The organism is Sulfurifustis variabilis (assembly GCF_002355415.1).
In the GTDB taxonomy this organism is placed as follows: domain Bacteria; phylum Pseudomonadota; class Gammaproteobacteria; order Acidiferrobacterales; family Sulfurifustaceae; genus Sulfurifustis; species Sulfurifustis variabilis.
Genome location: NZ_AP014936.1, coordinates 3,916,551 through 3,935,962 on the forward strand (window position 1 = coordinate 3,916,551; position 19,412 = coordinate 3,935,962).

General features: G+C 67.7%; 16 protein-coding genes. 4 read left to right on the forward strand and 12 right to left on the reverse strand.

What is annotated here, in order from left to right; genetic code table 11:
• The first annotated feature begins 2 nt into the window (after positions 1-2).
• Both SVA_RS19040 and SVA_RS19045 read left to right on the forward strand, forming a co-directional pair.
• Complete coding sequence (locus tag SVA_RS19040) at positions 3-944, forward strand: acetoin utilization protein AcuC (protein WP_096462713.1); 942 nt, start codon at positions 3-5, stop codon at positions 942-944.
• Positions 945-976: 32 nt separating this feature from the next.
• Complete coding sequence (locus SVA_RS19045) at positions 977-2,083, forward strand: TRAP transporter substrate-binding protein (RefSeq protein WP_096462714.1); 1,107 nt, start codon at positions 977-979, stop codon at positions 2,081-2,083.
• 3 nt (positions 2,084-2,086) lie between these two features.
• On the opposite strand, the gene SVA_RS19050 is transcribed toward SVA_RS19045, so the two are convergent.
• From SVA_RS19050 to uvrD, 4 genes are all read right to left on the reverse strand, one after another.
• Entirely contained in the window at positions 2,087-3,412 is a 1,326-nt protein-coding gene (locus SVA_RS19050; RefSeq protein WP_096462715.1) for a TRAP transporter large permease, read from the reverse strand.
• Between the two features lie 5 nt (positions 3,413-3,417).
• The gene (locus tag SVA_RS19055; protein WP_096462716.1) at positions 3,418-3,951 is read right to left on the reverse strand and encodes a TRAP transporter small permease subunit; all 534 of its coding nucleotides are present in this window, start codon (positions 3,949-3,951) and stop codon (positions 3,418-3,420) included.
• Positions 3,944-4,702: a GGDEF domain-containing protein gene (locus tag SVA_RS19060; RefSeq protein ID WP_096462717.1), complete on the reverse strand. Its 759-nt coding sequence runs from the start codon at positions 4,700-4,702 to the stop codon at positions 3,944-3,946. Before SVA_RS19060 ends, SVA_RS19055 begins: the two co-directional genes overlap by 8 nt.
• Before the next feature lie 112 nt (positions 4,703-4,814).
• Positions 4,815-6,983 (reverse strand): DNA helicase II, encoded by a 2,169-nt coding sequence (uvrD, locus tag SVA_RS19065; protein WP_096462718.1) that lies wholly within the window; start codon positions 6,981-6,983, stop codon positions 4,815-4,817.
• A 153-nt stretch (positions 6,984-7,136) separates the two neighbouring features.
• Between uvrD and SVA_RS19070 the strand changes: the two genes are divergently transcribed.
• A complete protein-coding gene (locus SVA_RS19070) occupies positions 7,137-7,472 on the forward strand; it encodes a PilZ domain-containing protein (protein WP_096462719.1) in 336 nt (111 codons plus the stop codon).
• A 34-nt stretch (positions 7,473-7,506) separates the two neighbouring features.
• On the opposite strand, the gene SVA_RS19075 is transcribed toward SVA_RS19070, so the two are convergent.
• From SVA_RS19075 to SVA_RS19105, 7 genes are all read right to left on the reverse strand, one after another.
• Positions 7,507-8,097, reverse strand: a complete 591-nt coding sequence (locus SVA_RS19075) for a tetratricopeptide repeat protein (RefSeq protein ID WP_096462720.1) — start codon at positions 8,095-8,097, stop codon at positions 7,507-7,509.
• 181 nt (positions 8,098-8,278) lie between these two features.
• A complete protein-coding gene (locus tag SVA_RS19080; RefSeq protein WP_096462721.1) occupies positions 8,279-10,405 on the reverse strand; it encodes an SPOR domain-containing protein in 2,127 nt (708 codons plus the stop codon).
• A gap of 77 nt (positions 10,406-10,482) precedes the next feature.
• Positions 10,483-10,983 (reverse strand): hypothetical protein, encoded by a 501-nt coding sequence (locus tag SVA_RS19085; RefSeq protein ID WP_096462722.1) that lies wholly within the window; start codon positions 10,981-10,983, stop codon positions 10,483-10,485.
• Positions 10,984-11,018: 35 nt separating this feature from the next.
• On the reverse strand, positions 11,019-12,851 hold the full coding sequence (locus tag SVA_RS19090; protein ID WP_096462723.1) for a molecular chaperone DnaJ: 1,833 nt from the start codon (positions 12,849-12,851) through the stop codon (positions 11,019-11,021).
• 37 nt (positions 12,852-12,888) lie between these two features.
• Positions 12,889-14,481, reverse strand: coding sequence for a cytochrome c3 family protein (locus SVA_RS19095; RefSeq protein ID WP_096462724.1), 1,593 nt, complete (start codon positions 14,479-14,481; stop codon positions 12,889-12,891).
• 14 nt (positions 14,482-14,495) lie between these two features.
• Positions 14,496-15,365, reverse strand: a complete 870-nt coding sequence (locus tag SVA_RS19100; RefSeq protein WP_096462725.1) for a hypothetical protein — start codon at positions 15,363-15,365, stop codon at positions 14,496-14,498.
• 2 nt (positions 15,366-15,367) lie between these two features.
• Complete coding sequence (locus tag SVA_RS19105; protein ID WP_096462726.1) at positions 15,368-16,012, reverse strand: tetratricopeptide repeat protein; 645 nt, start codon at positions 16,010-16,012, stop codon at positions 15,368-15,370.
• Between the two features lie 180 nt (positions 16,013-16,192).
• Here SVA_RS19105 and SVA_RS19110 point away from each other — a divergent pair, with 180 nt between their 5' ends.
• Positions 16,193-17,494 (forward strand): NAD(P)-binding domain-containing protein, encoded by a 1,302-nt coding sequence (locus SVA_RS19110; protein ID WP_096462727.1) that lies wholly within the window; start codon positions 16,193-16,195, stop codon positions 17,492-17,494.
• Here the strand turns inward: SVA_RS19110 and glmS are convergent, their stop codons facing one another.
• Positions 17,495-19,321, reverse strand: a complete 1,827-nt coding sequence (glmS, locus tag SVA_RS19115; RefSeq protein WP_096462728.1) for a glutamine--fructose-6-phosphate transaminase (isomerizing) — start codon at positions 19,319-19,321, stop codon at positions 17,495-17,497.
• Positions 19,322-19,412: the final 91 nt, after the last annotated feature.

Below are 19,412 nucleotides of genomic sequence, written 5' to 3' on the forward strand. Positions count from 1 at the left end.
CGATGCGGCAGGTAAACGTCTACTACGGGCCGGCGCTGGCGCGCTACGGTTTCGGCGAAGGCCACCCCTTCGGCCCCGATCGCCTGGACGCCTTCTGGGCGGAAACGGTCAGGCTAGGCCTCGATCGGCGCGTGACGGTCGCCGAACCCGCCGCTTGCGAGGAACAGGAGCTCCTGGCCTTCCACACTCGCGAGCACGTGGAGCGGGTCCGGACGCAGTCGCGGACGGGCACCGGCTATCTCGATTACGGCGACACGCCGGCATTCCCGGGCGTCTACGAGGCCGCCTGCTACGTCGTCGGTTCGACGCTCGACGCCGGCCGGCGCGCCGTCTCGGGGGAAGCACCGCGCGCGTTCGTGCCGATCGGCGGCCTGCATCACGCGCGCCGGGACGGCGCCGCCGGTTTCTGCGTGTTCAACGATGCCGGGGTGCTGATCGAGGTCCTTCGGCGGGACCACGGCATCCGGCGCATCGCCTATGTCGACATCGATGCACACCATGGCGACGGCGTGTATTACGGTTTCGAATCCGATCCGGACATCTGCATAGCGGACACCCACGAGGACGGCCGTTTCCTCTACCCGGGGACCGGCGGAGCCGAAGAGACGGGAACGGGCGCGGCTCGCGGCACCAAGCTGAACGTCCCGCTGCCACCGGGCGCGGACGACGCGGCGTTCCTGCGCGCGTGGCCCGGACTGGAAGACTTCGTTCGCGCCAGCCGCCCGGAGATCGTCCTGCTCCAGGCGGGCGCAGACAGCATCGACGGCGATCCGATCACCCACATGCGGCTGACTCCGCGCGCGCACGCGCACGCCGCCGAGCGTCTGTGCCGGCTCGCGGAGGATTGCTGCGACGGGCGCCTGGTCGCCATGGGCGGCGGCGGCTACAACCGGGCCAATCTCGCCGCGGCGTGGAACGCCGTGGTCCAGGCCATGCTCGCCTGACCCGACAATAAGCGATTAAACGAGGAGGACCCATGGAAAGACGCGACTTCATGCGCCTCGCGGGCGTCGCCGCGCTGGCCGGCGCGGCCGCGGCCTGCGATCGTCGCGAAGAGCCGGCCAGCACGCAGGAGGCGTCGAAACCCGCCACCAAACTCCGCTGGAAGCTCACCACCGCGTGGCCTCCCAATTTTCCGATCTTCCACGACGGCGTGACGCGGTTCGCACGAGAGGTCGAGGCGATGAGCGGCGGCCGACTGCATATCGACGTCTACGGCGGTGGGGAGCTTGTCCCGCCGCTCGAGACGTTCAACGCGGTTTCGCAGGGCACCGTGCAGATGGGCCACGCGGCGGCGTACTACTGGGCCGGCAAGGTGCCGGCGGCGCAGTTCTTCACCACCGTGCCGTTCGGCATGAACGCGCAGGGCGTGGCCGCCTGGCTGACCTCGGGCGGCGGCCTTTCGCTCTGGGAAGAGATCTACAAGCCGTTCAACCTGGTTCCGATCCCGATGGGCAACACCGGCGTGCAGATGGGCGGCTGGTTCAACAAGCGCATCGGGCGCCTCGAGGACCTGAAGGGCTTGCGGATAAGGACGCCCGGGCTCGGCGGGCGCGTGATGGCGAGCGCGGGTGCCAATCCGGTGCTGCTTCCCGGTGCGGAGATCTACACCGCCCTCGAGCGCAGCACGATCGACGCCGCGGAGTGGGTCGGTCCCTATCACGACGAGCGCATGGGGCTGTATCGCGCGGCGAAGTACTACTACTACCCAGGATGGCAGGAGCCGGGCCCCGTGCTCGAGCTGCTGGTGAACAGCGAAGCGTGGGCGAAGTTGCCGGACGACCTCCGGCTGATCGTGCGTGCGGCCGCCGCAACCGTGCACAACTGGATCTTTGCCGAATTCGAGGCGAAGAACCACGAGGCGCTGCAGCTGTTGACGACCAAGTACAAGGTTCAGATCGTTCCGTTTCCGGTCGAGGTCCTGCGCGCGCTGCGCAGCCATGCAAAGGCGGTGCTGGAAGACGAGGCGGCCAAACACGCCGACTTCAAACGGGTGTACGAAGCGTACGCCTCTTTCCAGTCGCGCCACGAAGCGTGGAGCACGCTGTCCGAAGCCGCCTACATGGAGGCGCTGAAGAGCTAGGCGTCACAGTCCCTGCAGCCGGTCCACGAGGTCCGGGAGCCAGCGCGCGAGCGCCGGGAAGACCAGCAGCGCCAGCAGCGTAACGAGCTGCAGTCCCACGAAGGGAAGCACACCGCGGTAGATCTGGCTCATCCGGATCTCGCCTGGCGCGGCCGCCTTGAGATAGAAGAGCGAGAAGCCGAAGGGCGGGGTAAGGAACGAGGTCTGCAGGTTCACGGCGAGCAGCACCGCGAACCACAGCGGATCCACCCCGAGGTGCTGCGCGATGGGCGCGAGCACCGGCACGACGATGAACAGGATTTCGAGAAAATCGAGGAAGAATCCGAGCACGAACACGAGCGTCATGCTCACGGCGAGGAACCCCCATGCCTCGCCGGGCAGCCCCGACATCAACCGGTGCACCAGGGCGTCCCCGCCGAGCCCGCGAAACACCAGACCGAAGGCGGTCGCGCCGACCAGTATGACGAAGACCATGCTGGTGAGGCGCATCGTCGAGCGCATTGTCTCGGTGAGGTTCGTTGCCGTGAGGCGGCGATGGCCGGCGGCGAGCAGCGTCGCCCCGAGCGCTCCGAGCGCCGCCGACTCCGTCGGCGAAGCGACGCCGAAGAAGATCGATCCCAGGACGGCCAGAACCAGCCCGGCCGGAGGAATGAGCGAGAGCAGCACGCGCCGGCCGAGACCGTGCGCGGGCGCGCGCAGGCGGGCCGGATCGATCGGCGGCCCGGCCGCGGGACGGAGCGCCGTGTAGGCCGCCACGTAGACGACGAAGAGCCCCACGAGCAGCAGCCCGGGCAGCAGCGCCCCGGCGAACAGGCGGCCGACCGGCACGCCGACGGCATCCCCGAGCAGGACCAAAACGACGCTCGGTGGGATGAGCTGGCCGAGGGTGCCGGCAGCCGCGATCGTTCCGGTCGAGAGCTCGGGCTCGTAGCCGTGCTTCAGCATCGCCGGCAGGGCGATCACCGCCATCGTGACCACGGTCGCGCCGACGATCCCCGTCGTGGCGGCAAGGAGCGCCCCCACCGCCACGATCGAGATCGTGAGGCCCCCGCGCATGCCCCCGAACAGGAGGCCCATCGTCTCGAGCAGGTCCTCGGCGATACCCGACTTCTCGAGCATCACACCCATGAACACGAACAAGGGCACCGCGAGGAGCGTGTAGTTCGTCATCACCCCCCAGATACGCAGCGGCAGCAGGTTGAAGAACTCGACCCCGAGAGCGGGAATCCCGAACAGGAGCGCCACCGCGCCGAGCGTGAAGGCGACCGGGTAGCCGAAGAGGAGCAGCGCCACCAGGGCGCCGAACATGACGAGCGCGAGCCACTCCATGCGGTTTATCCGCGCCGTTCGCTGAGCGCGGCCAGAGCCCGTGCGGCCTGTGCGACCCCCTCGAGCGCCAACAGCGCGAAGCCGAGCGGGATCGCGCTCTTCAGAACGTATCGGTACGGCAGGCCGCCGACGTCGGGTGAGCCCTCCCCGTAGACAAACGCCTGATAGGCGAACGGCACGGAAGTCCAGACGATCAGGACGCAGAGGGGCAACAGGAAGAGGAGCGCGCCAAGGAGGTCGATCCAGGCGCGCGTGTGCGGCACGAGACGCTGGTACACGATGTCCACGCGAACGTGCCCGTCGTATTTGAGCGTGTAGGCGGCGCCGAGCAGGAAGAGGAGCGCGTACAGATGCCACGCGAGTTCCTGCAGAGCGATCGACCCGCTATGGAACACGTAGCGCATGGCCACGTCGTAGCAGACGACGGCGACCAGCAGCAGGGCGAGCCAGGCGACGGCGCGGCCGGTGTATTCGGCGACGAGCGAGAGGCGGTTTGCGAGGCGCAGCAGGCGCGAGCGGCGCCGGGCGTAATCAGGCACGCGAGGCGCTGCGCGCGGGGATTTTTTCGGTCACCACCAAGTTGCGTCCGCCGGCCTTCGCCTGGTAGAGGGCCCGGTCCACGCGCGAAAGGAGCTGCTCGAGGTCCTCGCCCTTCTGGAACTGCGTGAGGCCGATCGAGATCGTCACGGACGTCTGTTTGCCGCCGAGCTCGAACGGCCAGGCGCCCACCGCGGAGCGCATGCGCTCGGCGATCTTGCGTCCCTGCGCGAGCGTGGTATGAGGCAGCACGACCAGGAACTCCTCTCCGCCGTAACGGCCGACCTTGTCCGGCATCCGGAGGGATTCGGAAAGCACCGAGGCGATCTCGGACAGCACCTTGTCCCCGGCCTCGTGGCCGTATGTGTCGTTGACCTGCTTGAAATGGTCGATGTCCGCCATCGCGACCGCCAGCGGGTTCCCGTAGCGCTCCGCCTGCGCCATCGCGTCGAGGACGCTCACGGTGATGCCGCGGCGGTTCATGATCCGCGTCAGCGGGTCGGTGATGGCGAGCTGGCCCAGGTCCTCGGCGCGCCGCTCGGCCTGTACGCGCTTTTCATACTCGCGGCGCAGCGGCTTGAGTACCAGCCAGTAGATCGGTGCGGCGATGAGGGCGGCGAGGAGCAGCGCGTCGAGGACGAAGTCCGACGCGGACTGCGGGAGACGCCCGAAGGCGGACAGGCTCGCCGTAATCACGAGCTCGGCGAGAAACGCGATGCCAACGATGGCCGCGGTCGCCCAGACCGCCGTCATCGCCTTGTTCTTTGCTTGCTCCAAACCACTCCCCACCAGCGGCGTGCGGCTTCCGGCCGCGCAATCCGTCCCTACGAAACGTTGCCTTAACTATAGACCATGCACGGGAACGTCAAATGGATTCCAGTCTCGCGTACGCGAGGACCAGCCACTTCGCGCCGGCCCCCTCGAAGTTGACCTGCACGCGGGCATGGGTTCCCGCGCCCTCGTAGCCGGTCACGACTCCCTCGCCGAACGTGTCGTGGCGCACGCGGCTGCCCAGGCGCATCCCGGGCGGAGCGGCCGCGCCCTCGGCGTGAAACGGGGCCGGGCGACCGGGCTCCGTGCCGGCGCGCAGGACCGGCTGCGGGCGAATCTCCTGGATCAGCTCCCGGTCGATCTCGCCGAGAAACCGGGAAGGGCTCGTATAGTGCTCATTGCCGTGCAGCCGGCGCGACTCCGCCTGCGTCAGGACCAGGCGCTGCCGCGCCCGGGTCATGCCCACGTAGCAGAGACGACGCTCCTCCTCGAGGCGCCCCGGCTCCTCGAGCGAGCGCTGGTGCGGAAACAGGCCCTCCTCGAGACCCGTGAGGAACACCAGGGGAAACTCCAGACCTTTGGCCGAGTGCAGGCTCATGAGCTGCACGCTGTCCTCCCAGGCCTCGGCCTCGCCTTCGCCGGCCTCCAATGCCGCGTGGGCGAGGAAGGCCGAAAGGGGATCGAGCCCCTCGGACTCGTCGTGTACGTAGTTCCGGGCGGCGGTGACCAGCTCCTCCAGGTTTTCGACCCGCGCCTCGCCTTTCTCGCCCTTTTCCTTTTGGTAGTGCGCCATGAGACCGCTTCGATCGATCACATGCTCCACCTGGTCTCCGAGCCCCAGCCCGGCCGTCTCGCCGGCCAGCCGCTCGATCAGTTCCTGGAAACCGCGCAGCGCCGAGACCGCCCTCGCCGGCAGGCCGGCGTTGGCGACGAGCGCCTGCGCCGTCTCCCAGAGCGAACGGTCGGCCGTCCTGGCCGCCTCGCGCAGGGTCTCGAGCGTCTTCAGCCCGACGCCGCGCGTCGGCACGTTGGCCACGCGCTCGAACGAGCTGTCGTCGTGGCGCGAGGCGATGAGACGCAGGTACGCGAGCGCGTCCTTGATCTCCGCGCGCTCGAAGAAGCGCAGGCCCCCGTAAACCCGGTACGGGATACCGGCGTTGATCAGCGTCTCCTCGAATACGCGCGACTGGGCGTTGCTGCGGTAGAGCACGGCGACTTCGCTGCGCCGACCGCCCTTCGCGACCCAGTCCTCGATGCGATCGACGACGAAACGCGCCTCCTCGAGGTCGCTGTAGGCGGTGAAAAGATAGATGGGCTCGCCCGCCCCGTCCGCCGTCCACAGCTCCTTTCCGAGACGGTCGCTGTTGTGGCCGATGACGCTGTTCGCCGCCTTCAGGATGTTGCCGGTCGAACGGTAGTTCTGCTCCAGCCGGATCACCTGCGTACCCGGATGGTCGTGCTCGAAACGCAGAATGTTCTCGACCTTGGCGCCGCGCCAGCCGTAGATCGACTGGTCGTCGTCGCCGACGACGAAGAGGTTCCGGTGGCCCGCGGCGAACAGCTCGAGCCAGGCATACTGGATGTGGTTCGTGTCCTGGAACTCGTCGACCAGCACGTGGCGGAAGCGCGCCTGATAGTGGGCGCGCAAGGGCTCGCATTCGCGCATGATCTCGTAGGCGCGCAGCAGGAGCTCCGCGAAATCGACGAGTCCCGCCCGCCGGCACGTCTCCTCGTACGCCTTGTAAACGCGCAGATACTCGCGATTCTGCGGATCGTGGGGCTCGCGCAGGTGCGCCGCCCGCCGTCCTTCTTCTTTATGGTGGTTGATGAACCACTGTGCCTGGCGCGGCGGGTAGTACGCCTCGTCCAGGTTCAGGCCCTTCATCACCCGCCGGATCAGGCGATACTGATCCTCACCGTCGAGTATCTGGAAGCCCTGGGGAAGCCCGGCTTCGCGCCAGTGGGACCGCAGCAGCCGGTGCGAGAGCCCGTGGAAAGTCCCGACCCAGAGACCGCCCACGGGGCAGTTGAGCATGCGCTCGATGCGCGCGCGCATTTCGGCCGCGGCCTTGTTGGTGAAGGTCACCGCCATGATGGCGTGCGGCGAGAGGCCCTCGACGGCGACCAGCCATGCCACGCGGTGCGTGAGCACGCGCGTCTTGCCGCTGCCCGCGCCGGCGAGCACGAGCAGCGGGCCCGGGCCGGCGGTCACGGCCCGGCGCTGCGCCTCATTGAGATCGTTGAGGAGGTGGGAGACATCCATTGCGGCAGGCCGCAATCATAACAGGGGCGAGGCCGCGAGCGACCTAAGCCGTCTTTTCTTCAGGGAAAAAACCAATTATAAAGGCATAAACATCCGTTAACCGCCGCAGCGAGGACCACCGCGCGGACAGCCAGGAAGGTCGGGGAGGAGAGGATGAAAACCGAGCGACGAGACACGCCGCGCATTCCGATAGCGCTCGAGGCGGTCCTCAACTTCAACACCCAGAACTATCAGCAATCCGTTACGCGCGACATCAGCCTCGACGGTTGCTTCGTGGAGACGGCGGCGCAGCCGCCCGCCAAGAAGGGACCGATGGAGCTGGCGATCAAGCTCCCGACCGAGGGAACCCAGAAATTTCACCGCTTTCAGGCCCAGGTAGTGCGGATCACGCCCACAGGTGCGGCGCTCCTGTTCGACAAGGTGGACACGGACGCGTACGCCGCGCTCCTGGATCTCGTGTTCTCCCGTCAGGGTCGCGGCCTCTGGTAGCTCGTCCGGTCGACCCGCACCTTTTTCCGCCTTCCTACCCGTCGCTCAGGGTGACGCCCGCCCGGGCGATGGCCTCCTCGAACAGCGAGCGATACGGTTCTTCCGGCTGCAACGCCAGCTGCTGACGCCAGATTCGCAATGCGCCATCGGCGTCACCGAGGCGCGCGCGGATGACGCCTTGATGCAGGCGAGCGAGCGTGCCGAGCCGCGGGGAATGCGCCACGGCGACGTCATACAGGTCATACGCCGTTTCGAGCTCGTTAGGGTCGCTTCCCTGCCCGAGCAGCGATGCGCGCGCGAAGGCGATCTCGCCGTCCTGCGGATGCTGGAGCGCCAGGCGCTCGAGGAGCTGAAGGCCGTCGGCCCGCTGCCCGAGCTCGGCGTAGGTCCGCGCGAGCGCGATCTGCGAGCCGATGTCTGCGGACCCGGCCGGGGCATCGCCGGCCGGCGATGCATCGGCGCCGCTCTGGGCCTCTGGCCCGTTCCAGCCGGCGACGACGTCGTGCAGTTCGGGCAGATCGATACGCAGCCACGCGAGCGCGACGGCAAGCGCGGCGAGCACCGCCGCGGAGCCCAGCAACGCCGACAGCCAGCGCGGCCGGCGGTCGCGCAGGAAGAGATGCATGGAACCTCCTTCGGGGTCGGAGACGAGACGATGCGCACAAGCACCGCCGCAGCATCCATATATAAAGAAATGTGCGGGTCGCGCGTAGCCCGGTCGGCCCCGCATCGGACGACCGCGTCCTCGGCTCCGACGGGCGCGCCCGAAACGACCCCGCTCCCTTTTCGGTCCCCGGCGCGGCGGCTTAAAAGTCCCAGCGATATCCCACGATGAAGAAGTCGCGTACCGAGTCCTCGTCCTGCAAGGGTCCGGTCGTCTCCTGCCGCTCCTGGCTGTACTCGAACTCCAGCGCGACGTTCTCGCGCCAGAAGTAATCGAGCTTCAGCGCCGGCGTCAACCGGTTCCGGGACACGTCGTCCGCGCGGTCCTCGGTGTAGTAGCGCACGGAGAGATCCGCGCGCCAGCGCCCGAACGGCACGCGATGGGTCAACGCAAACGAGTCTGCGTCGAACGCATCGCTGTCGGTATGCGCCACGCCGAACACGGTGATCGCGCTCTTCGCGAAAAGACCGGTGCCGATGAGCTTGCCGGCATAGGTCCAGGCCGTACCGGTCCCCGGCGAAGCGGGCTGCGTGCCGCTGGCCGGCGTGCCGAGCTGCTTGGTGGCGGTCACGTCCAGGCCCGCCTGGAGCCGCTCCGTGAGGGGGTGCAGGAAGCCGCCGGACACGACTTTGGCGGTATCGGTGCGATCGCGCGCGTCGGCACGGATCTGCTCCTCCGTCCTGGTTTCCAGCAGCGTGTCGATCGACTCGGTGGTCTCGCCGATCAGCGCGTTGCTCGCCTGCAGCGGCGGCACCCGGCGGTAGTCGTACAGCAGGTTGTACGTCGTGCCGCCCTCGCTGGTCCAGTTCCCCTGGAGGAGCAGGATGTTGAGCTCCTTGTAGGAGGTCTCGTAGTCCACGAGCGCGAACACCGAGCTGCCGTTGCTGAAGTAGCGCACCTCGGTTCCGACCGCCTCCCGGTCGGTGAGGCCGTCGATCTCCTGTTTGAAGTAGTACAGGTTCGTCCCGAGGGCGCCGCTTTCGCTGCCAAGGTCCACGCTGAAGGCGTAGAACGAACGGTCGGAGTCGCGCGCAATCTTGTCCACGGGCTCGCCGGCGACCAGGTTAACCCCGATACGCGGGGTGAAATGGTAGCTGAAGAGCCCGCCGTCGAAGCGCGTCAGCACGCCGCTCGTGCTCGGCTGCCGGCCCAGCCGCACGGCGTAGCCGAGCTGACGGTCCTTGACCTCGCCATAGGCATTGACGACGCGCGAATCGTCTTCGTGCTCCAGGCGGTCGTAGTTGTAGTGGGCGCTGAGCACTGCCCGGTTGTCATAGCGCTCGTCGCGCATGCGGGCGTTCACGTCGATCACGTTCACGAGCGTCGACTCGTCAGTGAAAGTGAGGGTCTCCTCTTCGCCGATCGTCGGACCGGTCTTCAGGGTCGTGTCGACCTTGCTGTTGCCCCGGTAGTACTGCTGAGAGAACGTCCCGAACAATTCCGTGCGCCGTTTCTCTTCGCGCCGTTTCGGCTCGCGCAGCTTCACGGCAGCGCCGGGCTCGAGGTTCGCCAGCCGCTGCCGGACCCGATCGGCGCCCTCGCCTTCCGGGTAGAGCTTGAGGTAGAGCTTGTATTCGACCCGGGCGAGATCGGGCTGCTTGTTGCGCTCCCGCGCGAGACCGAGGAGCTCCAGCGCTTCCGGGGCCCGCGGGTGGCCGGGCACCGCCAGCACGCGGGTGAAGATCCGGATCGCGTCGACCGGACGGCCGGCGCCCAGCGCGGCGCGGCCCTCCGCCATCAGCTTCCCGACCTCGTCCGTCGACGGCGCGGGCTCGGCGGCGGGGCGCCGCGCGGGCGCCGTCGGCTGGACGGGCCGCTCCCCGGCGACGGCCTGCTCCTTTGCATCGGCAACGGCGATCCAAACGTCGGGGTAAAGCGACTTCAGCGCCCGGCGCGCCTTCTCGGCCTCCGCCCGGGTCGGGAAGAAGCCAAGGCGCAGGCGGTGCCAGATCTTGCCCTTTTGGCGGGTTTCCGTGCGGTACAGGCGGTAGCCGTCATACGGCGCGGGGAGGGGTTTCACCGGAAGCGCCGCACTCGGCGACGAGGCCAGGTTGAGCGCGTACGCGATATCCGCTCGCGGCTTCGCGGGCGTTGCCCGCGGAGCGGACGGCGGCACGGGGGCTGCCTTGGCCGGCGCGCCGATCGCGCGCTCGTGCTCCGCCTCTGAGACCTCCGTCGCCCAGGCGAGCGGGTAGTGTGCCAACAGGCGCTCCTTGACCGATTCGGCCTGTTCGAACGAGTCGAAGAAGCCGAGGCGCAGGAAATACACCTGCCGGCCGAAGAGGTCTTCGCTCGCGGTGTAGAGGCGGGCGCCCGGGACGTCCTTGACGCGCTCCCGGGCCGCCGTCAGGTCGCCGAGAGGCTCAAATGCCGATTGGAGCGTGACGGCGTAGCGTTTTTTTTTTCGGCGGCCTGCCTGGCCGCCCCCGGTTTCCGGAAGATGACGTCGATGCTTCGGTTGTCACGCCCCTGCCTCACGTCGAAATCCATGGGCTGGCCGAAGTTGAACACGAGCTGCGGGCCCTGCGGTCCGTTCGGCTCGAACGTCACCTCGGTCGCCGGCACCAGCTCCGGCTGGGCCTTGAGCGACTTGTGATCCACCTCGCGCCGTACGCTGTCGGCCACGTCGAGGACGCGCAGGTATACCACGAGGTTCTTGCCGGACGCCCTGATGTGCTTCTGGTACCGGACCGGTACCGCGAAGTTCACGTGCAGTACCGCCGCCTCATCGGTCGTCTCCACCTCGAGACTGTCGAGTATCTGGGCTTCCGCGCCGGCCACGAGGCCAAGCCAGAGCACGAACGCCACGCACAACTTCTCGAAGTCCGGTCGCATGAGCTTCAGCATTGGTTACTCGACAGTCTCTTTTGGTTGATCCGCCGTCAGAAGCCGCCGTCGCTCGCCCGATGCTCGCCCGAGCGGGACTTCTGGATGGTTGTGAAGGTGTTGTCCGTGTAGATGTGGCAGCTTCCCGCACAGTTGCGCAGCTCGCTCACCGTGTAACGGATCGTGGTCGGCGTCTCCGTTTTCTTGTGCGGATCGGGCTTGAAACGCGACGCGTGGCACGCGGCGCAATCCGGCTGGTATGCCGCGAAGGGCCAGGTCACGGTCTCGCTGTTGGCCGTGTGGCAGTCCGTGCAGGTCACGCTCGAGTTGTGCCGGCCGGGAAAGAACGGTGAGGTATGGCTGTAGTTGAGGACAGGAAGCCAGGCGGTCGTGCCGTGACACGCGTCGCAGGAACGCGTCGTGATGAAGTGCCCCGACGGCTTGCCGGTCGCGTTGGCGCCGTTGTGACAGGTGGCGCACGTGCCCGGGGTGACGGCGCTGTGACTGAAGTTCGCCGGCACCCAGGCGTTCACCGTGTGGCAGGTGTCGCACGAGGCCGTCGTCACGACGTGATTCGCGGGCTTGTCGGTCGCGTGGCAGGTGTTGCAGGTGCCCGGGGTGACGGTCGCGTGATCGAACGTCGCGGGAAGCCATGCCGTGGTCCGGTGACACCCATCGCACGACGCGGTGGTCACCACGTGGTTTGCCGGCTTGTCGGTCGCGTGGCAGGTGTTGCAGGTGCCCGGAGCGACGGTCGCGTGATCGAACGTCGCCGGCAGCCAGGCGTTCGTGCCATGACACGAGTCGCACGAGGCCGTCGTCACGACGTGATTGGCGGGCTTGTGGGTCGCGTGGCAGGTGTTGCAGGTGCCCGGAGTGACGGTCGTGTGGCTGAAGTTGGCCGGCAGCCAGGCGTTCGTGCCGTGACACGAGTCGCACGAGGCCGTCGTCACGACGTGATTGGCGGGCTTGTGGGTCGCGTGGCAGGTGTTGCAGGTGCCCGGAGTGACGGTCGTGTGGCTGAAGTTGGCCGGCAGCCAGGCGTTCGTGCCGTGACACGAGTCGCACGAGGCCGTCGTCACGACGTGATTGGCGGACTTGTCCTTCGAGTGGCAGGTGTTGCACGTGCCGGGCGTCACCGTCGCGTGGTCGAACGTCGCCACCGCCCACGTACTCGTCCCGTGACAGCTGTCGCAGGAGGCGCTGGTCACGATGTGGTTCGCCGGCTTGTCGGTCGCGTGGCAGGTGCTGCACGTGCCGGGCGTCACCGCGGCGTGATCGAATCGGGCAGGTCGCCACGCGCGCGTGTTGTGACAGGTGTCGCAGGACTGGCTGGTCTGGATGTGGTTGGTTCTCGGGCGATCGGGCAGATGGCAGCTGTTGCAGGCACCCGGCGCTACGCCACTGTGATCGTACGTCGCTGGCGTCCAGTAACGCGTCGTATGGCAGCGGTCGCACGAGTCGGTCGTCGTGACGTGGCGCGCGTGCTTGCCCTTCGCGGTCACGCCGTTGTGGCAGCTTGCGCAACCGCCGGCCGCGACCGCGCTGTGGTCGAAGCGCGCGCCGGCGAAGCGGCGGGTATCGTGGCACTGGTCGCACGGCAGACTGGTCGGGATATGGCTGGCGCTCTTCGTCGTGGTCGCGCGTCCGCTTCCCGGTACATGGCAAGCCGCGCACGCGTGCGGCGTCCCCTTGAACACTCCCCGGCTGTGACAGGTGTCGCAACGCGCCTTGGTGTGGGCGCCGGTGAGCGGAAAGCCGGTCTGGAGGTGGTCGAAGCGGGCGTTGCGCGTGCTCGGCTGCGCGGCGTCGGCGGACAGCGCGAACAGCGCGAGCGCGGCGGCGAGTACCACGTAGGTGATTCGGCCAAGGCTGCGCGTGGTCTTCATGTCTCTCCCTCCGCCTTTCTTGTTACGCATCGGCTTGTTAGTGGCGGCGCTTCATCGCGCCCGATCTGATCGTCCCGAAATCCGACGTCACGTGGCAGCGCTCGCAGTACCGCCCGTACGCGCCGGCGTGCACGTCGTCGCCGTCGTGGCACGCGACGCACGCGCTCGGCGCCTCGACACGGCCTTTCATCGGGCGTTGGTGGCAGCTCTTGCACGCCAGGCGCTCGTGCCCGCCGTCGAGACGGAAACGCGTGCGCGCATTGTGGTCGAAGCGCCACTGCTTCCAGTCGCGCGCGTTGTGGCACTCCTCGCAGGCGGGGCCCAGCGTTCGCTTGTGGGCGTCTTCCTTCTCGTGGCACGCGACGCATTGCGTCGAGGCGTCCTTGAACGTCGCGGCGCGGTGGCACTCCTTGCACTCGAGCTTCGCGTGCCGGCCGAGCAACGGGAACCGCGTGAGGTCATGGTCGAAGCGGGTCGTTTTCCAGGAGCGCTCGTCGTGACACTGCTCGCAGCGTTGGCCCTGCTGTCCCCTGTGCTCGTCGTCCTTCTTGTGGCACGCATAACAGGTGGTCGCGAGCTTCTGCTGGTAGAGCGGCCCGGTATGGCACGCGGTGCATTTTGCCTGGCGGTGCTTGCCGAGCAGCGGATAGTCGGTCGCCCGGTCGTGGTCGAAGGTGATCGCCTTCCACTCCCGCTCCACGTGGCAAGTCTCGCATTTCGGACCGAACCGGCCCTTGTGGCCTTTCCTGTCGTCGTCCTTGCGGTGGCAGCTCACGCACGTCTGCCCGAGCTTTTGCCTGTAGAGGTCGCCCGTGTGGCAGGCCGTACACTTCGCGTCCCGATGGCGCCCGAGCAGCCGGTACTTCGTATCGCGGTCGTGGTCGAAGCGCAGCTGGCGCCATCCGTCCGCCACGTGGCATGTCTCGCACTTGCGCCCGAACCGGCCCTTATGCCCCTTCCTGTCGTCGTCCTTGCGGTGGCAGCTCACGCAGTCCTTCGCCGTGTTTTTGTAGCGTTCGCGGACGTGGCAGGCCTTGCACTCGACGTCGTAGTGCTTCCCCTCGAGCGGCCACCCGGTCTTGCTGTGGTCGAATCGGACCTCCGCCCAGCGGTTCTCGGTGTGGCAACTGCGGCAGTCCTTGCCCAGCCCGCCCTTGTGGGTGTCGTCCTTTCGATGGCACGCGTAGCAGTCAGATGGCGCGGCCCGGTGCTTCTGCCCGGCCCGATGACAGTCCCGGCAGGTCACTTCCGGCTTTCCGTGCGCGCCCTTGAGCGCAAAATCGGTCATCGTGTGGTCGAAACGGCGCTCGTCGAGCTTCACGATGTCCGCCTCCCGACCCTTGTGTTCGGTGTGGCACTTGCTGCAGGTGCTGTCCTCGAGCCGCCCGTGGAAGCCCCGGTTCCGGGCGACGTCGTCGGCCACCTCCCGGTGATCGTGGCATCCAAGGCAGAGGTCACGCTGGGCGTCGCGCCGGAACGGAACGTGGCACTGCTTGCACTCCGTTTCGAGGCGTTCATGACCCTTGATCACTTTTCCGGGCATCACCAGCGAGTCGAGCGGTCCCAGGTCGGCGAAGGCGCCCGTCGCGAGCAGTGCTGCCAGCCCGGCGATGAACCAGACGATGCGCATGTCCGCTTCGCCCCTCAGTACATGTGCACGGCGACGACATGGACCACTCCGCTAAACAGCAGGATGACCATCAAGGGAACGTGCAGCACGTGCCAGAGCGAGAACAGCCGTTCGTAGGCGCCGAACTGGGCGACGTCCGCGATGGCGCCGAGGTACGCGGCGATCAGGCCCTTGCCATGGCGGTAGGCGCGCCTCAGTGTGCGGCGATCCCACCCGCGCCGTGCTCCTTGCAGCCGGAGGGCCGAACGAAGCTCGCGCTTCGCATGCCGGTAATGCAGGCGCACGAGCACCGCCACGACCATGAGCCGCCATACGGCGGGGGCCCGTTCGTAAACGTGCAGCAGGCGCTCCTCGAGCCCGACGAGGCGCCGCTCGAGCGGGGGATGAAACCGCAGCTTGGAGCGGGCGCTCTCGCCGGACAGGCCGAGACGCGTCTTCACTTCGGCCAGCGTCGCGCGTCGTCCGTACAGCCCGTGGTGGATCTTCGCGTAAAGGAAGCGCCCGACCAGACCGCTCAGGGCCACGATGGCCATCGCGGCGAAGGCGACGGTGCCGTTGATCGAACCGAAGTGCAGCCGCGAGTGAAGGAGGATCAGCACCGGACCGGCGATGCCCAGGACCATGTGCCCCCGGAACCAGTGCTTGAGCGGAAGCAGCCGCTGCAGCCATCGCAGCCGTTTCGCGATCGGGTAGAGGAGCAGGACGAGCATGGCGATTCCGCCCGCGAGCCCGAGCGTGTAGCCCATGTCGTCGCCGGCGCGGTAGGGGATGCGCAACGCGAGCGCCGCAGCGACGGCAACCACCGCGAGAACGACGGGCAGGGCGCGGCGACCGTCCGACCGTCGCCGGCCCTGCGCCATCATGGTCTCGCTGCTCGCGCCCATGCTCAGCCGCCCGTCCCCGCTCGCGCCTGAGCGATCGCGCTCTCAAACAGCGCGCGATGGGCGTCTTCCGGGAAGCGCGCGAGGTGGGCCTCCCAGATGCGAATCGCGCCCGCCCGGTCGCCGAGACGCGCGCGCACCTCGCCCTGGTGCAGGCGCGCGAGCGGAATCAGTCGTGGGGTGAGTGTTGCCGCGCGGGCATAGAGATCGAAGGACTGTCGCAGCTCGGCGGCGTTTTCGCCGTGACCGAGGAGGTCAGCCCGCGCGAAAGCGATCTCGCCGTCGTTCGGACGGGCCTTGGCGAGCCGTTCCAGCACCTTCAGGCCGTCTGCGCGGCGGCCGAGCTCGTTGTAGGTCTGCGCGAGCAGGATCTGGGCGCCGACGTCGTCCGGATGCGCGGCGGACTTGGCCTCGAGACCGGGAAGGAGCTCTGCGAGGCTCGGTGCGAGAGCGGCGGGCGCCTTGTCGGCCGCGTGCCCCTTGGCAGGGCCGTCCGGCCGGGACAGGCCGCCCCAGACGTCGGAGAAGACCGGGCGGGAAGAGTTCTCTGAACCGAACCAGGCGGCAGCCGCGCCGACGCCCAGCATGATGAGCGCGACAAAAAAAACCGCCAGCCAGCGCGATCGCGGGCCGCGCAGAAGACTTCCCATTCGTACTCCCTGAATGCGTCCTTCATCCGGACGCTTTTATTAGTTGCTGCGCTCTCGGCGCTTTATGCGTATATAAGTACAAGTCGGCGCAATGCCTAGAGACGTTTCAGAAACAACGGACTGCCGGGTATGCCACTCCGACGGGCGTCTTAAGGAATCCTTAAGAATCGGACCATTCCAATGAGACTTTTCGAGTCGCCGTACCTGATCTATCTGGTACCCCTCCTGCTCGCGGTCGCCGTCTACCTGGTGCGCCATCGGCGGCGGGAGCACCTGAACGTCGCGCGACTGACGGAGGCCAGGGAGGCCGGCCTGACCGAGCCTGCGTCCCTTCACCCCCTCATCGACCCCCTGCGCTGCCTCGGCTCGAACGCGTGCGTGCGCGCGTGTCCGGAGGGCGACGTCCTCGGGATCATCCGCGGCCGCGCCGAGATCATCGACGCCACCCACTGCATCGGCCACGGCGCCTGCCGGGCGGCCTGTCCGCACGGGGCGATCACGCTCGTCTTCGGGACGGCGAAGCGCGGGGTCGACATTCCGCTCCTGTCGCCGACGTTCGAGACCAACGTTCCCGGCATCTACATCGCCGGCGAGCTGGGTGGCATGGGTTTGATCCGCAATGCCGTGGAACAGGGGCGTCAGGCGATCGACGCGATCCGCCGGCAGAAGGGGGCGAACGGCCAGCTCGACGTCGTCATCGTCGGTGCCGGCCCTGCCGGCTTCGCGGCGTCGCTGGCCGCCCACGCGCACAAGCTGCGCTACGCCACGGTCGAGCAGGAGTCCCTCGGCGGCTGCGTGTTCAGGTACCCGCGCGGCAAGATCGTCATGACCCAGCCGGCGACGCTGCCGCTCGTCGGCAAGGTGAAGATGCGCGAGACCACCAAGGAGGCGCTCCTCGGCTTCTGGCAGGACGTCGAGAAGCGTACCGGGGTACGGATCCGCTACAACGAGCGCATGGACGACATCGTGAAGACAGAGAAGGGTTTCCTGGTTAAAACGACCAAGGGAAGCTACGAGGCGCGCGCCGTGCTCCTCGCCATCGGGCGCCGCGGGACGCCACGCAAGCTCGAGGTGCCGGGCGAGGAGCTGCCGAAGGTCGTCTACAGCCTGATCGATCCCGAGCAGTACCGGGGCCAGAAGGTCCTCGTGGTGGGCGGCGGCGACGCGGCCATCGAGGCGGCGCTGGCCGTCGCCGAGCAGCCGGGCACCGCGGTCGCGCTGTCCTACCGCGGCGAGGCGTTCGACCGTGCCAAGCCCAGGAACCGGGAGCGGCTCGAAAGCATGTCGAAGGCCGGACGGATGAGGCTGTTGATGAAGTCCAAGGTGCGCGCCATTTCGGCCGACCGGGTGCAGCTCGACCACGACGGCAAGCCGGTCGAGCTCGGTAACCACGCGGTGATCGTCTGTGCCGGCGGCGTGCTTCCCACGCCGTTCCTGAAAAAGATCGGGATTACCGTGGAGACGAAGTACGGAACGGCGTAGCTATTCGACCGTCACCGACTTCGCGAGGTTGCGCGGTTTGTCCACGTCGGTGCCCCGCATGACCGCGGTGTGGTAGGCGAGCAGCTGAACGGGAATCGCGTGCACGACCGGCGACAGCACGCCGACATGGCGCGGGGTGCGGATCACGTGTACCCCGGCGCTCTCGCTGAAATGGCTGTCCAGATCGGCGAAGACGTAGAGCTCGCCGCCGCGCGCGCGCACTTCCTGCATGTTCGACTTCACTTTCTCGAGCAGCGAGTCGTTCGGCGCAATCACCACCACCGGCATGTTCGCGTCGACGAGCGCCAGCGGCCCGTGCTTGAGCTCGCCGGCAGGATAGGCCTCGGCGTGTATGTAGGAGATCTCCTTGAGCTTCAGCGCTCCCTCGAGCGCGATCGGATAGTGCACGCCGCGCCCCAGGAACAGCGCGTGCTCCTTCGGCGCGAAGCGCTCGGCCCAGAGCTTGATCTGCGGCTCGAGATTGAGGGCGTGCTGCACGCTGCCGGGCAGATGCCGGAGCGCGTCGAGGTGCGCAGCCTCCGCCGCGTCGCTCAGGCGCCCCTTGGCCTTGGCCAGGGCGAGGGTCAGCACGAACAAGGCGGCGAGCTGGGTCGTGAACGCCTTGGTCGAGGCGACGCCGATTTCCGCGCCCGCGCGCGTGTAAAACACCAGCCGTGACGCCCGCGGAATGGCGCTCTCGCGCACGTTGCAGATCGCCAGCTGATGGGGGTGACCCAGCTCCTTGGCCCGCTTGAGCGCCTCCATCGTGTCGAGCGTCTCTCCCGACTGGGAGATCGTGACGATCAGCTGCCGCGGATTGGGTACCGTGTCGCGGTAGCGGTATTCGCTCGCGATATCGACGGTGCAGGGGATCTTCGCGATCGACTCCAGCCAGTAGCGCGCGACGCTGCCCGCGTAGTAGCTCGTGCCGCAGGCGATGATCTGCACGCCTTCGACGTCCCGGAAAACGGACGCCGCCTCGCGGCCGAAAAGCGCGGCGTCCACTCCGAGGGTGACGACCGCCTCGATAGTGTCGGACAATGCCTGGGGCTGCTCGTAAATCTCCTTCTGCATGAAGTGGCCGTAGGGCCCGAGCTCCAGCGAAGCGAGCGAAAGGTCGGACTCGTGCACCTCGCGTTCGACCGGGGCGCCGTCGCGGTCGTACACGCGTACCGCCGAGCGGGTCAGCTCGGCGACATCGCCCTCCTCGAGGTACATCACCCGGCGCGTCGCGGAGATGACGGCGGAAACGTCTGACGCCACGAAGTTCTCGTTCTCGCCGAGGCCGATCAGCAGAGGGCAGCCGACGCGCGCGCAGGTCATGAGATCGGGAGACTTCAGGGAGACGACGGCGATCGCGTACGCGCCGACCAGGTCGCGCACGGCCTGCCGGGTGGCCTGGAGCAGGTTGCCCGACTGCGAGAAGTAATAGTGGACGAGGTGCGCTATGACCTCGGTGTCGGTCTGCGACTCGAAGCCGTAGCCCAGCTTCTCGAGACGTTCGCGCTGCGCGTCGTGGTTCTCGATGATGCCGTTGTGCACGACCGCGATCTCGTCGTGCGAGACGTGCGGATGCGCGTTCGGCTCGGTGACGCCGCCGTGGGTGGCCCAGCGCGTGTGGCCGATGCCGAGGAGCCCGTTCAGCCCCTCCGTCCTGGCCGCGCCTTCCATCTCCGCCACGCGCCCGACCCGGCGGACACGCCGGATCCCGCCGTTCAGCACGGCTACGCCCGCGGAGTCGTAACCGCGATATTCGAGGCGCTTCAGACCCTCGATGAGGATCGGGACCACATTGCGGTTTGCCACCGCGCCGACGATGCCGCACATAGGGGGTCAGCTCAGCGTTCTAAGTTATAAGTGATAAGTCGGGGAGCACGTGCGCGTGCACCGCAACTTATCACTTAGCACTCGTCGCTTC

What these genes read in the sequence shown, in the direction of transcription:
- SVA_RS19110 (WP_096462727.1), top strand. Translation starts at nt 16,193, where the DNA reads ATGAGACTTTTCGAGTCGCCGTACCTGATCTATCTGGTACCCCTCCTG.
- SVA_RS19050 (WP_096462715.1), bottom strand. Translation starts at nt 3,412, where the DNA reads ATGGAGTGGCTCGCGCTCGTCATGTTCGGCGCCCTGGTGGCGCTGCTC.
- SVA_RS19040 (WP_096462713.1), top strand. Translation starts at nt 3, where the DNA reads ATGCGGCAGGTAAACGTCTACTACGGGCCGGCGCTGGCGCGCTACGGT.
- SVA_RS19060 (WP_096462717.1), bottom strand. Translation starts at nt 4,702, where the DNA reads ATGACGGCGGTCTGGGCGACCGCGGCCATCGTTGGCATCGCGTTTCTC.
- SVA_RS19105 (WP_096462726.1), bottom strand. Translation starts at nt 16,012, where the DNA reads ATGGGAAGTCTTCTGCGCGGCCCGCGATCGCGCTGGCTGGCGGTTTTT.
- glmS (WP_096462728.1), bottom strand. Translation starts at nt 19,321, where the DNA reads ATGTGCGGCATCGTCGGCGCGGTGGCAAACCGCAATGTGGTCCCGATC.
- SVA_RS19100 (WP_096462725.1), bottom strand. Translation starts at nt 15,365, where the DNA reads ATGGGCGCGAGCAGCGAGACCATGATGGCGCAGGGCCGGCGACGGTCG.
- SVA_RS19070 (WP_096462719.1), top strand. Translation starts at nt 7,137, where the DNA reads ATGAAAACCGAGCGACGAGACACGCCGCGCATTCCGATAGCGCTCGAG.
- SVA_RS19090 (WP_096462723.1), bottom strand. Translation starts at nt 12,851, where the DNA reads ATGAAGACCACGCGCAGCCTTGGCCGAATCACCTACGTGGTACTCGCC.
- SVA_RS19045 (WP_096462714.1), top strand. Translation starts at nt 977, where the DNA reads ATGGAAAGACGCGACTTCATGCGCCTCGCGGGCGTCGCCGCGCTGGCC.
- SVA_RS19085 (WP_096462722.1), bottom strand. Translation starts at nt 10,983, where the DNA reads ATGCTGAAGCTCATGCGACCGGACTTCGAGAAGTTGTGCGTGGCGTTC.
- uvrD (WP_096462718.1), bottom strand. Translation starts at nt 6,983, where the DNA reads ATGGATGTCTCCCACCTCCTCAACGATCTCAATGAGGCGCAGCGCCGG.
- SVA_RS19095 (WP_096462724.1), bottom strand. Translation starts at nt 14,481, where the DNA reads ATGCGCATCGTCTGGTTCATCGCCGGGCTGGCAGCACTGCTCGCGACG.
- SVA_RS19075 (WP_096462720.1), bottom strand. Translation starts at nt 8,097, where the DNA reads ATGCATCTCTTCCTGCGCGACCGCCGGCCGCGCTGGCTGTCGGCGTTG.